This window comes from Streptomyces cyaneofuscatus (assembly GCF_000718135.1).
In the GTDB taxonomy this organism is placed as follows: domain Bacteria; phylum Actinomycetota; class Actinomycetes; order Streptomycetales; family Streptomycetaceae; genus Streptomyces; species Streptomyces cyaneofuscatus.
On record NZ_JOEM01000001.1, the window covers coordinates 652,910 to 666,673 of the forward strand.

At 65.6% G+C, this 13,764-nt stretch carries 26 protein-coding genes; all 26 read right to left on the reverse strand.

From position 1 onward, the window contains the following. Positions 1-30: 30 nt before the first annotated feature. The 26 genes from rpsK to rplD all read right to left on the reverse strand — a co-directional run bounded on the left by rpsK (position 31) and on the right by rplD (position 13,760). The gene (rpsK, locus tag IF17_RS0103090) at positions 31-435 is read right to left on the reverse strand and encodes a 30S ribosomal protein S11 (protein ID WP_003956432.1); all 405 of its coding nucleotides are present in this window, start codon (positions 433-435) and stop codon (positions 31-33) included. A 104-nt stretch (positions 436-539) separates the two neighbouring features. Then, positions 540-920: a 30S ribosomal protein S13 gene (rpsM, locus tag IF17_RS0103095; protein WP_018510587.1), complete on the reverse strand. Its 381-nt coding sequence runs from the start codon at positions 918-920 to the stop codon at positions 540-542. Between the two features lie 195 nt (positions 921-1,115). After that, entirely contained in the window at positions 1,116-1,229 is a 114-nt protein-coding gene (gene rpmJ, locus IF17_RS0103100; protein WP_003956441.1) for a 50S ribosomal protein L36, read from the reverse strand. Positions 1,230-1,289: 60 nt separating this feature from the next. Beyond that, the gene (infA, locus tag IF17_RS0103105; protein WP_003956442.1) at positions 1,290-1,511 is read right to left on the reverse strand and encodes a translation initiation factor IF-1; all 222 of its coding nucleotides are present in this window, start codon (positions 1,509-1,511) and stop codon (positions 1,290-1,292) included. A 202-nt stretch (positions 1,512-1,713) separates the two neighbouring features. Beyond that, positions 1,714-2,550: a type I methionyl aminopeptidase gene (map, locus tag IF17_RS0103110; protein WP_030561898.1), complete on the reverse strand. Its 837-nt coding sequence runs from the start codon at positions 2,548-2,550 to the stop codon at positions 1,714-1,716. A 137-nt stretch (positions 2,551-2,687) separates the two neighbouring features. Next, the gene (locus IF17_RS0103115; RefSeq protein WP_030561899.1) at positions 2,688-3,347 is read right to left on the reverse strand and encodes an adenylate kinase; all 660 of its coding nucleotides are present in this window, start codon (positions 3,345-3,347) and stop codon (positions 2,688-2,690) included. Beyond that, complete coding sequence (gene secY, locus IF17_RS0103120; RefSeq protein WP_018510590.1) at positions 3,347-4,660, reverse strand: preprotein translocase subunit SecY; 1,314 nt, start codon at positions 4,658-4,660, stop codon at positions 3,347-3,349. Before secY ends, IF17_RS0103115 begins: the two co-directional genes overlap by 1 nt. A 380-nt stretch (positions 4,661-5,040) precedes the next feature. Beyond that, positions 5,041-5,496: a 50S ribosomal protein L15 gene (gene rplO / locus IF17_RS0103125; protein WP_030561900.1), complete on the reverse strand. Its 456-nt coding sequence runs from the start codon at positions 5,494-5,496 to the stop codon at positions 5,041-5,043. A gap of 1 nt (position 5,497) precedes the next feature. Beyond that, positions 5,498-5,680, reverse strand: a complete 183-nt coding sequence (rpmD, locus tag IF17_RS0103130) for a 50S ribosomal protein L30 (protein WP_015610734.1) — start codon at positions 5,678-5,680, stop codon at positions 5,498-5,500. After that, positions 5,680-6,285 carry a 30S ribosomal protein S5 gene (rpsE, locus tag IF17_RS0103135; RefSeq protein ID WP_003966944.1) on the reverse strand — a complete coding sequence of 202 codons (606 nt, stop codon included), beginning with the start codon at positions 6,283-6,285 and terminating at the stop codon, positions 5,680-5,682. Before rpsE ends, rpmD begins: the two co-directional genes overlap by 1 nt. A 47-nt stretch (positions 6,286-6,332) precedes the next feature. Beyond that, complete coding sequence (gene rplR / locus IF17_RS0103140) at positions 6,333-6,716, reverse strand: 50S ribosomal protein L18 (RefSeq protein WP_015610732.1); 384 nt, start codon at positions 6,714-6,716, stop codon at positions 6,333-6,335. Positions 6,717-6,718: 2 nt separating this feature from the next. Next, positions 6,719-7,258, reverse strand: coding sequence for a 50S ribosomal protein L6 (rplF, locus tag IF17_RS0103145; protein WP_018510592.1), 540 nt, complete (start codon positions 7,256-7,258; stop codon positions 6,719-6,721). A gap of 21 nt (positions 7,259-7,279) precedes the next feature. Further along, entirely contained in the window at positions 7,280-7,678 is a 399-nt protein-coding gene (gene rpsH / locus IF17_RS0103150) for a 30S ribosomal protein S8 (RefSeq protein WP_007446728.1), read from the reverse strand. A 223-nt stretch (positions 7,679-7,901) separates the two neighbouring features. Further along, positions 7,902-8,087: a type Z 30S ribosomal protein S14 gene (locus tag IF17_RS0103155; protein ID WP_003948630.1), complete on the reverse strand. Its 186-nt coding sequence runs from the start codon at positions 8,085-8,087 to the stop codon at positions 7,902-7,904. Between the two features lie 2 nt (positions 8,088-8,089). After that, entirely contained in the window at positions 8,090-8,647 is a 558-nt protein-coding gene (gene rplE, locus IF17_RS0103160; RefSeq protein ID WP_003966948.1) for a 50S ribosomal protein L5, read from the reverse strand. Next, the gene (rplX, locus tag IF17_RS0103165; protein WP_003966949.1) at positions 8,647-8,970 is read right to left on the reverse strand and encodes a 50S ribosomal protein L24; all 324 of its coding nucleotides are present in this window, start codon (positions 8,968-8,970) and stop codon (positions 8,647-8,649) included. Before rplX ends, rplE begins: the two co-directional genes overlap by 1 nt. A 2-nt stretch (positions 8,971-8,972) precedes the next feature. Continuing rightward, positions 8,973-9,341, reverse strand: a complete 369-nt coding sequence (gene rplN / locus IF17_RS0103170; protein WP_003966950.1) for a 50S ribosomal protein L14 — start codon at positions 9,339-9,341, stop codon at positions 8,973-8,975. A 110-nt stretch (positions 9,342-9,451) separates the two neighbouring features. Next, positions 9,452-9,739 (reverse strand): 30S ribosomal protein S17, encoded by a 288-nt coding sequence (gene rpsQ, locus IF17_RS0103175; protein ID WP_030561901.1) that lies wholly within the window; start codon positions 9,737-9,739, stop codon positions 9,452-9,454. After that, positions 9,739-9,963, reverse strand: coding sequence for a 50S ribosomal protein L29 (gene rpmC / locus IF17_RS0103180; RefSeq protein WP_015610729.1), 225 nt, complete (start codon positions 9,961-9,963; stop codon positions 9,739-9,741). The genes rpsQ and rpmC overlap by 1 nt, the downstream gene beginning before the upstream one ends. Further along, positions 9,963-10,382, reverse strand: a complete 420-nt coding sequence (gene rplP, locus IF17_RS0103185; protein ID WP_003966953.1) for a 50S ribosomal protein L16 — start codon at positions 10,380-10,382, stop codon at positions 9,963-9,965. The genes rpmC and rplP overlap by 1 nt, the downstream gene beginning before the upstream one ends. 5 nt (positions 10,383-10,387) lie before the next feature. Beyond that, a complete protein-coding gene (rpsC, locus tag IF17_RS0103190) occupies positions 10,388-11,227 on the reverse strand; it encodes a 30S ribosomal protein S3 (protein ID WP_018510593.1) in 840 nt (279 codons plus the stop codon). Next, on the reverse strand, positions 11,227-11,574 hold the full coding sequence (gene rplV / locus IF17_RS0103195) for a 50S ribosomal protein L22 (protein ID WP_004571827.1): 348 nt from the start codon (positions 11,572-11,574) through the stop codon (positions 11,227-11,229). The genes rpsC and rplV overlap by 1 nt, the downstream gene beginning before the upstream one ends. 42 nt (positions 11,575-11,616) lie before the next feature. Next, positions 11,617-11,898, reverse strand: a complete 282-nt coding sequence (gene rpsS / locus IF17_RS0103200) for a 30S ribosomal protein S19 (RefSeq protein ID WP_003966956.1) — start codon at positions 11,896-11,898, stop codon at positions 11,617-11,619. A 12-nt stretch (positions 11,899-11,910) separates the two neighbouring features. Beyond that, positions 11,911-12,747, reverse strand: a complete 837-nt coding sequence (rplB, locus tag IF17_RS0103205) for a 50S ribosomal protein L2 (protein WP_018510594.1) — start codon at positions 12,745-12,747, stop codon at positions 11,911-11,913. A 39-nt stretch (positions 12,748-12,786) separates the two neighbouring features. Then, the gene (gene rplW, locus IF17_RS0103210; protein ID WP_007446738.1) at positions 12,787-13,110 is read right to left on the reverse strand and encodes a 50S ribosomal protein L23; all 324 of its coding nucleotides are present in this window, start codon (positions 13,108-13,110) and stop codon (positions 12,787-12,789) included. Next, positions 13,110-13,760, reverse strand: coding sequence for a 50S ribosomal protein L4 (gene rplD, locus IF17_RS0103215; RefSeq protein ID WP_030561902.1), 651 nt, complete (start codon positions 13,758-13,760; stop codon positions 13,110-13,112). Before rplD ends, rplW begins: the two co-directional genes overlap by 1 nt. Positions 13,761-13,764 lie beyond the last annotated feature (4 nt).

The following is a 13,764-nucleotide window of genomic DNA, read 5'->3' on the forward strand; positions in this document are numbered from 1 at the left end:
TGACGCACGGCCGTCACCGGCCGCGACGGATCAGACGCGGCGACGCTTCGGCGGACGGCAGCCGTTGTGCGGCGTCGGGGTGACGTCCTGGATCGAACCGACCTCGAGGCCGGTGGCCTGGAGGGAGCGGATCGCGGTCTCACGGCCGGAGCCGGGACCCTTGACGAAGACGTCGACCTTGCGCATGCCGTGCTCCTGCGCGCGGCGGGCGGCCGACTCAGCGGCCATCTGCGCGGCGAAGGGGGTGGACTTGCGCGAGCCCTTGAAGCCGACGTGGCCGGCGGAGGCCCAGGAGATCACGTTGCCCGAGGGGTCCGTGATCGAGACGATGGTGTTGTTGAACGTGCTCTTGATGTGCGCGTGGCCGTGAGCGACGTTCTTCTTTTCCTTGCGACGCACCTTCTTGGCTGCGCCCTGACGACCCTTGGGGGGCATGTCTTGACTCCAGATGGAGAGGGGAGGTGATCGGTCCTACAGCGAAGACCGCTGGTTGCTGCGCCGGTCCGGAGATCCGGTCGGCACAGTGCGTCCGCTGAGGACTACTTCTTGCCCGGCTTCTTCTTACCGGCGATGGCGCGACGCGGGCCCTTGCGGGTACGCGCGTTCGTGCTGGTGCGCTGACCGTGCACCGGCAGACCACGGCGGTGACGAATGCCCTGGTAGCAGCCGATCTCGATCTTGCGGCGGATGTCACCCTGGACCTCACGGCGGAGGTCACCCTCGGTGCGGAGGTTGGCGTCCACGTACTCGCGGATCTTGACCAGGTCCTCTTCGGCCAGGTCACGAACGCGGGTGTTGGGGTTCACACCGGTCGAGGCGAGGATCTCCTTGGACCGGGTGCGCCCGATACCGAAGACGTAGGTGAGGGCAACCTCCACGCGCTTTTCGCGCGGGATGTCAACACCTGAAACGCGTGCCATTCAATGGCTCCAGTTGTTATGTCGGGGGTCTTCCGCAGGGCCACTCCCGACCGCCGACCCCTCGCTGGGAGAGGTGGTACGTCCGGGTCTCCGGCCCCCGCCGGAGGTGTCGTCAGCCGTGGCTTGGACGGGCTCTGCGTATGTACGTGATTACGTGCGTCGCGCGAAGAACTGCGAGATGCAGGCGGTCGTGCGTCAGCCCTGGCGCTGCTTGTGGCGCAGGTTGTCGCAGATGACCATGACCCGACCGTGACGGCGGATCACCTTGCACTTGTCGCAGATCTTCTTGACGCTCGGCTTGACCTTCATGGGATGTCAGGTTCTCCGGGTCAGTGCCATCACCACGCCGAAACGGGGTGCGGGCAAGATCTACTTGTAGCGGTAGACGATCCGGCCACGCGTCAGGTCGTACGGAGAGAGCTCCACCACGACCCGGTCATCCGGGAGGATACGGATGTAGTGCATCCGCATCTTGCCGCTGATGTGCGCCAGGACCTTGTGACCGTTCTGGAGCTCCACCTTGAACATTGCGTTCGGGAGGGACTCGATCACGGTGCCCTCAATCTCGATGGCACCTTGCTTCTTGGCCACGCTTCGCCTTTCGAATCGGCTACCTTGATCGGCTCTCGTGATCTTGTGCCGTACATGCGATTGCATGCAGACACACGGATGCACCAGAGCCGACGAGTCAGTCTACGTCAGCGGACTCCAAAAGACGAATCCGTCAAGTTTGCCCACTGCCGGTGATCCTTAGACCTACCGGAGGGGTTGCATCAGGTCGGCGGGGGGCGGATCAGGCCAGTGGGTCGGGCGCGGCCTCGATCCCGTACTCCGCGAGTTTCGCCTTTCCGCAGTCCGGGGCGGTCAGGACCAGCGGCCCCTGCTCCGTCAGGGCGATGGAGTGCTCCCAGTGCGAGGACCAGGTGCCGTCCGTCGTGATGACCGTCCAGTCGTCGGCAAGGGTCTCCGTACGGGCCGTGCCGAGCGAGACCATGGGCTCGATCGCCAGGCAGACGCCTGGGACCAGCTTGATGCCCTTGCCGCGCTTACGGGAGACGTAGTTCAGCAGGTGCGGGTCCATGTGCATCTCGGTGCCGATGCCGTGGCCGCCGAAATCCTCGATGATCCCGTACTTGCCGGTGGCCGGGCGGGGCTGGCGGCGGATGTAGGACTCGATCGCCTTGGAGATGTCGACGAGGCGGTTGTTCACCTTCATCGCGGCGATCCCGGCCCACATCGACTCCTCGGTCACCCGGGAGAGCTCCACCAGCTCCGGAGCGTGACCGGTGCCCACGAAGGCGGTGTACGCGGCGTCGCCGTGCCAGCCGTCCACGATGGCGCCGGCGTCGATCGAGATGATGTCGCCGTCCTTGAGGACCGTCTTCTCGTCCGGGATGCCGTGGACCACAACCTCGTTGACCGAGGTGCAGATGGTCGCGGGGAACCCGCCGTACCCGAGGAAGTTCGACTTCGCCCCGTGGTCGGCGATCACCTTGCGGGCGACCTGGTCCAGGTCGTGCGTGGTGGCGCCGGGCACGGCCGCCTCACGGGTGGCCGCGTGAATGGCAGCGACCACCAGCCCCGCCTCGCGCATCTTCGCGATCTGCTCGGGGGTCTTGATCTGCACCATTGCTCGGCGCCTCTCTGCATCTACGGGTGACGGGTCACGGGCCCGCTGCGGTCCCCTCAACGATACGGGCGCAAACAGCCGGCCGCGGCGCCCTGGGGCGCCGCGGCCGGCTGCACAGCGGTGGTACGGGGTGTGGCTCAGCCCTCGTCGGACTGCTTCAGCGCCGCCATGGCACGCGCGGTCACCTCGGTGACCTTGCCGAGCGCGGAGATGGTCACCACCAGGCCCTGGGCCCGGTAGTAGTCGATGATCGGCTCGGTCTGCGTGTGGTAGACCTCCAGCCGCGTCCGGACCGTCTCCTCGCTGTCGTCGTCCCGCTGGTACAGCTCGCCGCCGCAGGTGTCGCAGACACCCTCGGTCTTCGGCTTGTTGTACGTCGCGTGGAAGACGTGCGCGCTGTCGTTGCGGCAGATGCGGCGGCCCGCGATCCGCTTCACGACCTCGTCCTCGGGGACCTCGAGATCGAGGACCGCGTCCAGCTTCACGCCCTCGTCCTTGAGCATCACGTCAAGGGCTTCGGCCTGGCCCACGTTCCGCGGGAAGCCGTCCAGCAGGAAGCCGTTCACGGCGTCCGGCTGGGCCATGCGGTCCTTGGCCATCCCGATGGTGACTTCGTCCGGCACCAGCTGGCCTGCGTCCATGTAGGCGCGGGCCTGCTTGCCAAGGTCGGTGCCCTGGCTGATGTTGGCGCGGAAGAGGTCGCCCGTGGAGATGTGCGGAATCGACAGGTTCTCGGCAAGGTACGCAGCCTGCGTTCCCTTGCCGGCACCCGGAGGCCCGACGAGGACGATTCGCATCAGCGGAGGAACCCTTCGTAATTGCGCTGCTGGAGCTGACTCTCGATCTGCTTCACGGTTTCCAGACCCACACCCACGATGATGAGGATGCTCGTCCCGCCGAACGGGAAGTTCTGGTTCGCACCGCCGAAGCCTGCCAACGCCATCGTCGGCACAAGAGCGATCAGGCCCAGGTACAGCGAGCCCGGCCAAGTGATCCTGTTGAGCACGTAGCTCAGGTACTCGGCAGTAGGTCGACCTGCCCGGATGCCCGGGATGAAGCCACCATACTTCTTCATGTTGTCGGCGACTTCGTCGGGGTTGAACGAAATGGCGACGTAGAAGAAGGCGAAGAACACGATGAGTACGAAGTACACCGAGATGTAGTACGGGTGGTTACCCGTCACGAAGTGGTCCTGGATCCAGGTGGCCCACCCTGCGGTGGATCCGGAGAACTGGACGATCAGCGACGGGATGAAGAGCAGCGACGAGGCGAAGATGACGGGAATCACACCCGCCTGGTTCACCTTGAGCGGGATGTACGTCGACGTACCGCCATAGGAACGGCGCCCGATCATGCGCTTCGCGTACTGCACCGGGATACGGCGCTGGGCCTGTTCGACGAAGACGACGAGGGCGACCATCACGAAGCCGATGAGGATGACCGTGCCGAACTCGATCCAGCCGTCGGCCAGCTTGCCGCTCTCCTTGATGGCCCACAGGGCGCCGGGGAACGTGGCGGCGATCGAGATGAACATGAGGATCGACATGCCGTTGCCGATGCCCTTGTCGGTGATGAGCTCACCGAGCCACATGACGGCGGCCGTACCGGCGGTCATGGTGATGACCATCACCAGGGTCGTGAAGATCGACTTGTCGGCGACGATCTGGTCCCGCACGGTGCAGTTCTGGAACAGCGCCCCGCTCCGGGCGGTGGCGACGAGGCCGGTGCCCTGGAGGACGGCCAGCGCGATGGTCAGATAACGCGTGTACTGCGTGATCTTCGCCGTGCCGGACTGCCCCTCCTTCTTGAGGGCTTCCAGCCGGGGGATCACCACGGTCAGCAGCTGGAGAATGATGCTGGCCGTGATGTACGGCATGATGCCGAGCGCGAAGATGGTGATCTGCAGCAGGGCGCCACCGCTGAACATCTGCATCAGACCGAGCAGTCCACCCGAATCGGACTGGTCGATGCACTGCTGCACCTTCGCGTAGTCGACTCCGGGTGCCGGGACGTGGGCCCCGAGCCGGTAGATCACGATGATGCCGAGCGTGAAGAGCAGCTTCTTGCGCAGGTCGGGCGTCTTGAACGCTCGGGCGAACGCGGTGAACACGGTGCCTCCTGCGACCCCCGCGCTATGCGTCAGAGGCGACGGGTCTGGATGGGACTGGATGGGTTCGGATACAAGGCAGCCCTACATCGTAAGGAGGCCACAAAAGATTAACGGCGCTACCCTACCCGGCCCGGGACTGAGCAGGAAACACGCACTGCACACCGGTGCAACGCCTGCTCCCCGCCCCGGGCCGTGAAAGACCGGCCAAGCCACACCAATTGGGACGTGAACGACCTCGGACTCCCCCACCGCCGGCGCGGTGGACACCCGTTCAACCTTTCCCGAGCCTTTACGGTTCCCGTACAGCGCCACAAACAAGAAAAAGCCTGGCCGGCCACCTCCGAAGAGGCGGCCGACCAGGCCCAGTTCTGTCCCGCGGCTCAGACGAGCTCGGTGACCGTACCGCCGGCGGCGGTGATCTTCTCCTTGGCGGAGCCGGAGACGGCGTCAACCGAAACCTGGATCGCCACGGAGATCTCGCCCTGTCCGAGGACCTTGACGAGGTGGTTGTTGCGCACAGCGCCCTTGGCGACCAGGTCGGCCACCGTGACCTCTCCACCCTCGGGGTAGAGCGTCGCGAGCTTGTCCAGGTTCACGACCTGGTACTCCGTGCGGAACGGGTTCTTGAAGCCCTTGAGCTTCGGGAGACGCATGTGGAGGGGCATCTGGCCACCCTCGAAGCGCTCCGGAACCTGGTAACGCGCCTTCGTACCCTTGGTACCACGGCCTGCGGTCTTACCCTTGGACGCCTCACCACGACCCACACGGGTCTTGGCGGTCTTGGCGCCCGGGGCAGGCCGGAGGTTGTGGGCCTTCAGCGGGCTGTTCTCCGCCATGTCAGTCAACCTCCTCAACCGTCACGAGGTGGCGGACGGTGTTGGCCATTCCGCGGAACTCGGGGCGGTCCTCCTTGACAACCGAGTCGTTCAGGCGCTTGAGCCCAAGCGAACGCAGGGTGTCGCGGTGGTTCTGCTTGCTGCCGATGTACGACTTCGTCTGCGTGATCTTGAGGCGAGCCATTACGCACCCGCTCCCGCACGTGCACGCAGCAGAGCCGCGGGGGCGACGTCCTCGAGGGGCAGACCACGGCGAGCCGCGATCTCCTCGGGACGCTGCAGGCCCTGGAGGGCCGCCACGGTCGCATGCACGATGTTGATCGCGTTGGACGAGCCAAGCGACTTCGACAGGATGTCGTGAACGCCGGCGCACTCGAGCACGGCACGCACCGGGCCACCGGCGATAACACCGGTACCGGGGGAAGCCGGCTTGAGCAGGACGACGCCCGCAGCCTTCTCGCCCGTGATCGGGTGAGGGATGGTGCCCTGGATGCGGGGGACCTTGAAGAAGTTCTTCTTGGCCTCTTCGACACCCTTGGCGATGGCCGCGGGAACTTCCTTGGCCTTGCCGTATCCGACACCGACGGTGCCGTCACCATCGCCCACCACGACCAGCGCGGTGAAGCTGAAGCGACGACCACCCTTCACAACCTTGGCGACGCGGTTGATCGCGACGACGCGCTCGACGTACGCGGTCTTCTCGGCGGCGCTGGCGCCACCGTCACGGCCCTTCCGGTCCCGCCGCTCGCCGCCACCGGCACCGCTTCCGCGGCGCTGGGGTCCAGCCATTGGATTTACCTCTCTCTGTTACGTCCGCTGTGCGTAGGAACCGGGGCTTAGAACTTCAGCCCGGCTTCACGGGCGGCGTCAGCCAGAGCGGCAATCCGCCCGGCGTACTGGTTACCACCGCGGTCAAACACGACGGCCTCGACGCCTGCGGCCTTGGCACGCTCGGCGACCAGGGCGCCGACCTGCTGGGCCTGAGCGCTCTTGTCACCCTCGCCACCACGGATCGAGGTGTCCAGGGTCGACGCCGACGCGAGCGTGTGGCCCGCGATGTCGTCGATGACCTGGGCCACGATGTGGCGGTTGGAACGCGTCACGACCAAGCGGGGACGCTCCGGCGAACCGGAGATGTGCTTGCGGACGCGGATGTGGCGGCGCTTGAGAGCGGCACGCTTGTACGCGTCGCCCTTGGCGATCTTCACACCGTATGCCATGGCTACTTACCAGCCTTTCCGACCTTGCGGCGGATGACCTCGCCCGCGTACTTGACGCCCTTGGCCTTGTACGGGTCGGGCTTCCGCAGCTTGCGGATGTTGGCGGCTACCTCGCCGACCTTCTGCTTGTCGATGCCCTCGACGCTGAGCTTCGTGGGCGACTCGACCTTGAAGGTGATGCCTTCCGGAGCCTCGATGAGGATCGGGTGGCTGTAGCCCAGGGCGAACTCCAGGTTGGAGCCCTTCGCCTGGACGCGGTAACCGACACCGCTGATCTCGAGCGCCTTGCTGTAACCCGTGGTCACACCGGTGATCATGTTCGCCACCAGCGTGCGGGACAGGCCGTGGAGGGCCTTGTTCTGACGCTCGTCGTTCGGGCGGGTGACGTTGAGAACGCCGTCCTCACCCTTGGAGACCTCGATCGGCGCGGCAACGGTGTGCGAGAGGGAACCCTTGGGGCCCTTCACGGCGACCGTACGGCCATCGATGGTGACGTCCACACCGGCGGGAACCTGGATGGGGAGCTTGCCGATTCGCGACATGAGCTTTCCTTCCTTTCCCGACTACCAGACGTAGGCGAGGACTTCCCCACCTACGCCCTTCTTGCCTGCCTGCTGGCCGGTCAGGAGGCCGTGGGACGTGGAGATGATCGCCACGCCCAGACCGCCGAGGACCTTCGGCAGGTTGGTGGACTTTGCGTATACACGCAGACCCGGCTTCGAAATCCGCTTGATGCCGGCGATCGAGCGCTCGCGGTTCGGGCCGAACTTCAGCTCGAGGACGAGGTTCTTGCCGACCTCGGCGTCCTCGACCTTCCAGCCGGTGATGAAGCCCTCCTGCTGGAGGATCTCCGCGATGTGCGACTTGATCTTGCTGTGCGGCATCGAGACATCGTCGTGATATGCCGAGTTCGCGTTACGCAGACGCGTGAGCATGTCTGCGATGGGATCAGTCATGGTCATGAGTTGGCCTTCGGCCTCTCTCGCCGGGGTTTCCTGTATGCGCCATCCCTCTCCCCACTCAGTGGCGGGACGGGTGCGGTGCGGGGACCTACGGCGTAGTAAGTCGGTCGTGGGCGGCAGGCGCCCAACCCTTCTAGCCTACGGCATGAAAGGTGGGGCTCCTGCCGACCAGATACTTACCGAGAGTCTCCAGAACTTCCCTTCGCCCTAGGGCGGAGGAGAGTTACCAGGAGCTCTTGGTCACGCCCGGCAGCTCGCCACGGTGAGCCATCTCACGAAGGCACACGCGGCACAGGCCGAACTTGCGGTAGACGGAGTGGGGCCGGCCGCAGCGCTGGCAGCGGGTGTACCCGCGAACGCCGAACTTCGGCTTACGGGCGGCCTTAGCGATCAGAGCCTTCTTCGCCACGGTCAGTTCTCCTTGAACGGGAAGCCGAGGTGACGAAGGAGGGCACGACCCTCGTCGTCGTTGGTCGCCGTGGTGACCACGGTGATGTCCATGCCCCGGACCCGGTCGATCTTGTCCTGGTCGATCTCGTGGAACATGACCTGCTCCGTGAGACCGAAGGTGTAGTTGCCACGGCCGTCGAACTGCTTCGGCGACAGGCCACGGAAGTCACGGATACGCGGCAGCGCGAGCGACAGCGTACGGTCCAGGAACTCCCACATCCGGTCACCACGGAGGGTGACGTGGCAGCCGATCGGCTGGCCCTCGCGCAGCTTGAACTGCGCGATGGACTTGCGGGCCTTGGTGACGGCCGGCTTCTGACCGGTGATCGTGGTGAGGTCCTTGACGGCACCGTCGATCAGCTTGGAGTCGCGGGCGGCGTCGCCCACACCCATGTTGACCACGATCTTGACCAGACCGGGAACCTGCATGACGTTCTCGTACGAGAACTCCTCACGCAGCTTGCCGGCGATTTCCTCGCGGTAGCGCGTCTTGAGACGCGGCGCAGTGGTGGCAGTCATCAGATGTCCTCACCGGTCCGCTTGGCAACGCGGATCTTGTTGCCCTCGTCGTCAAAGCGGTAGCCGACGCGGGTGACAACCTTGTTGCCGTCCTTCTCCACGACCAGCTGAACGTTGCTGACGTGGATCGGGGCCTCGGTGGTGACAATGCCACCCGTCTGCGAACCGCGAGCCGTCTGACCGGCCTTGGTGTGCTTCTTGACCCGGTTGACACCCTCGACGAGGACGCGGTCCTGAGCGGGGTAGGCCACGATGACCTTGCCCTGCTTGCCCTTGTCCTTACCGGTGATGACCTGAACCAGGTCGCCCTTCTTGATCTTCATGCTTACAGCACCTCCGGCGCGAGCGAGATGATCTTCATGAACTTCTTCTCGCGCAGCTCTCGGCCCACGGGGCCGAAGATGCGGGTGCCGCGGGGGTCGCCGTCGTTCTTCAGAATGACGGCGGCGTTCTCGTCGAAGCGGATGTACGAGCCATCCTGACGACGACGCTCCTTGACGGTGCGAACGATGACGGCCTTGACGACGTCACCCTTCTTCACGTTGCCACCGGGGATCGCGTCCTTGACGGTGGCGACGATGACGTCACCGATACCCGCGTAGCGGCGACCCGAGCCACCGAGAACACGAATGGTGAGAATTTCCTTCGCACCCGTGTTGTCGGCGACGCGCAGTCGCGACTCCTGCTGGATCACGTCTATCTCCTGATCGTCTGCCGGTTCCCGGCGGGGTGCTCCGTAAGTGACTTACGGAGCACCCTCACCGAGCCTGGCGGAACTGACCTGAGGGGAATGCCCCTCAGGAATTACTTGGCCTTCTCGAGGATCTCGACGATGCGCCAGCGCTTCGAGGCCGACAGCGGACGCGTCTCCATGATGATGACGCGGTCGCCGACGCCCGCAGAGTTCTGCTCGTCGTGGGCCTTGAGCTTGTTCGTACGGCGGATGACCTTGCCGTACAGCGCGTGCTTGACGCGGTCCTCGACAGCGACGACGACGGTCTTGTCCATCTTGTCGCTGACGACGAGACCCTCACGGGTCTTGCGGAAGCCGCGGTCGATCTTGCTGGTCTCAGTCACAGTCTTCTCGCTCATCAGACGCTCTCCACCGTCTCGATGCCCAGCTCGCGCTCGCGCATCAGGGTGTAGATCCGGGCGATGTCCTTACGGACGGACTTGAGCCGGCCGTGGTTCTCGAGCTGGCCCGTCGCCGCCTGGAAGCGGAGGTTGAACAGCTCTTCCTTGGCTTCGCGGAGCTTGTTGAGGAGCTCCTCGTCGCCCAGCTCGCGCAGCTCGGACGCCTTGGTACCGGCCGACATCACGACTCACCTGCCTCGCGCCGAACGATCCGGCACTTCATCGGAAGCTTGTGAGCAGCGCGGGTGAGCGCCTCACGAGCAATCTTCTCGTTCGGGTAGGACAGCTCGAACATCACCCGACCCGGCTTGACGTTCGCGATCCACCACTCGGGAGAACCCTTACCGGAACCCATGCGGGTCTCGGCAGGCTTCTTCGTCAGGGGACGGTCCGGGTAGATGTTGATCCAGACCTTGCCGCCACGCTTGATGTGACGGGTCATCGCGATACGAGCGGACTCGATCTGACGGTTCGTCACGTACGCCGGGGTCAGCGCCTGGATGCCGTACTCGCCGAACGCAACCTGCGTGCCACCCTTGGACATACCGCTGCGCTTCGGGTGGTGCTGCTTGCGGTGCTTGACCCTACGGGGGATCAGCATTTCGGTCAGGCCTCCGTTCCGGTGCTCTCAGCAGCCGGAGCAGCGGCGGCGGGGGCGTCGGCCTTGGGGGCCTCGGCTGCCGGCGACTGCTGCGGCTTACGGCCGCGACCGCCACGCTCGCCACCACGGCCGCCACCACGGCCGGCCGGGCGGTCGGTGCCGCCACGAGCCGGACGGTTGCCGGCGCGGGCCGCGGCGTTCTCGGCGCGAACCTCGGCGATGTTCTTGACGTCGCCCTTGTAGATCCAGACCTTCACGCCGATGCGGCCGAAGGTCGTCTTGGCCTCGAAGAAGCCGTAGTCGACGTTCGCGCGGAGCGTGTGCAGGGGCACGCGGCCCTCGCGGTAGAACTCCGAGCGGGACATCTCGGCGCCGCCGAGGCGACCGCCGCACTGGATCTTGATGCCCTTGGCGCCGGCCTTCATCGAGGACTGCATGCTCTTACGCATGGCCCGACGGAAGGAGACGCGGGAGGAGAGCTGCTCGGCGACGGCCTGGGCCACCAGCTGAGCGTCCACCTCGGGGTTCTTGACCTCGAGGATGTTCAGCTGGACCTGCTTGCCGGTCAGCTTCTCCAGCTCGCCGCGGATGCGATCGGCCTCGGCGCCACGGCGACCGATGACGATGCCCGGACGGGCGGTGTGGATGTCGACGCGGACGCGGTCGCGGGTGCGCTCGATCTCGACCTTCGAGATGCCGGCCCGCTCCATGCCCTTCGTCATCATGCGACGAATGGCGACGTCTTCCTTGACGTAGTCCTTGTACAGCTTGTCGGCGTACCAGCGGGACTTGAAGTCCGTGGTGATGCCGAGCCGGAACCCGTGCGGGTTTACCTTCTGGCCCATTACCGGGTTCCTTCCTTGCTGCTGACGACCACGGTGATGTGGCTGGTCCGCTTACGGATCCGGTAGGCACGGCCCTGAGCACGCGGACGGAACCGCTTCAGGGTCGGGCCCTCGTCCACGTACGCCTCGCTGATGACCAGCGAAGAGGCGTCGGTGTGGTCGTAGTTGTGTGCAGCGTTGGCGATGGCGCTGTCCAGCACCTTGCCAACCGGCACGCTCGCGGCCTGCGGGGCGAAACGCAGGACCGCCTGAGCCTCCGTGGCATCCATGCCACGGATGAGGTCCACCACTCGGCGGGCCTTCATGGGCGTGACGCGGATGTACCGCGCCTGGGCCCTGGCTTCCATGGTTGTCCCTTCGGTGTAAGTCATAGTCGTTTCCACCCCGCGCTAGCGGCGCTTCGACTTCCGGTCGTCCTTGACGTGGCCGCGGAAGGTGCGAGTCGGCGAGAACTCACCGAGCTTGTGGCCGACCATCGACTCGGTGACGAACACCGGGACGTGGATCTTGCCGTTGTGCACCGCGATGGTGTGACCCAGCATGGCCGGGACGATCATCGAGCGACGGGACCAGGTCTTGATGACGTTCTTGGTGCCTGCCTCGTTCTGTACGTCCACCTTCTTGATGAGGTGGCCGTCGACGAAGGGCCCCTTCTTGAGACTGCGCGGCATCTAAACCCGCTCCTAGCGCTTCTTGTTCGTCTTGCGGCGGCGGACGATGTACTTGTTGCTCGCCTTCTTGGGAGAACGAGTACGACCCTCCTTCTGACCCCACGGCGAGACCGGGTGACGACCACCGGAGGTCTTGCCTTCACCACCACCGTGCGGGTGGTCAACCGGGTTCATCGCGACACCGCGGACGGTCGGGCGGACGCCCTTCCAGCGCATGCGGCCGGCCTTGCCCCAGTTGATGTTCGACTGCTCGGCGTTGCCGACCTCACCGATCGTCGCGCGGCAGCGCGCGTCGACCAGGCGGATCTCACCCGACGGCATACGAAGGTGGGCCATGGTGCCCTCCTTCGCCAGCAGCTGCACGGAGGCACCCGCGGAACGGGCGAACTTCGCGCCGCCGCCGGGCCGCAGCTCGATGGCGTGGATGGTCGTACCGACCGGGATGTTGCGCAGCGCCAGGTTGTTGCCCGGCTTGATGTCGGCGCCCGGACCGTTCTCGACACGGTCACCCTGCGACAGGCCACGGGGAGCGACGATGTAACGCTTCTCGCCGTCCGCGTAGTGCAGCAGCGCGATGCGCGCGGTGCGGTTCGGGTCGTACTCGATGTGCGCGACCTTGGCCGGCACGCCGTCCTTGTCGTGACGACGGAAGTCGATCACTCGGTAGGCGCGCTTGTGGCCACCGCCCTGGTGGCGAACGGTCACACGACCGGCGTTGTTACGGCCGCCCTTGCTGTGCAGAGGGCGGACCAGCGACTTCTCCGGCGTGGACCGCGTGATCTCGACAAAGTCGGCGACGCTGGAGCCACGACGGCCCGGGGTCGTCGGCTTGTACTTGCGGATACCCATTTCTCAGTCCTCGTCCGATTCCGGACGACTCGACCTCCGTCAGGAGGTCGGGCCGCCGAAGATGTCGATACGGTCGCCCTCGGCGAGGGTCACGATGGCGCGCTTCGTGTCGGAGCGCTTGCCGAAGCCGGTCTTGGTGCGCTTGCGCTTACCCTGCCGGTTGATCGTGTTGACCCCGGTGACCTTGACCGAGAAGACCGCTTCCACGGCCTGCTTGATCTGGGTCTTGTTGGAGCCCGGCGCGACGATGAAGGTGTACTTGTTCTCGTCGAGCAGCGCGTAGCTCTTCTCGGAGACCACGGGCTTGACGAGAACGTCACGCGGGTCCGAGTACGTCTTGCTGGTAACGGTCGCCTCGCTCATCAGGCGTCGCTCCCTTCGGTCTCAGCGGTCTGGGGGCCAGACACGAAGGACTCGAAAGCGGCCTGGGTGAAGACCACGTCGTCAGAGACGATCACGTCGTACGTGTTGAGCTGGCCCGGCTCCAGGATGTGCACCTGGGGCAGGTTGCGCGCGGACAGCCACGCGGCCTCGTCGGCGCGGTCGACGACCAGGAGCAGGTTCTGGCGCTCCGAGATCTTGCCGAGCAGCGTCTTGGCGGCCTTCGTGGAGGCTGCACCCTCGACCACGCCGGTGACGACGTGGATACGGGAGTGACGGGCCCGGTCCGAGAGGGCACCGCGCAGGGCGGCGGCCTTCATCTTCTTCGGGGTCCGCTGCGCGTAGTCACGCGGCTGCGGGCCGTGGACGACGCCACCGCCGGCGAACTGCGGGGCGCGGGTCGAACCCTGACGGGCGCGGCCGGTGCCCTTCTGGCGGTAAGGCTTCTTGCCACCACCGCGGACTTCGCCGCGGCGCTTGGTCTTGTGCGTGCCCTGACGGGCAGCCGCCAGCTGAGCGACAACGACCTGGTGGATCAGCGGAACGCTGGTCTTGGCGTCGAAGATCTCCGCGGGGAGGTCGACGGTACCGGCCTTGTCGCCTGCCGGCGAAAGGATGTCAATGGTGCTCATTACC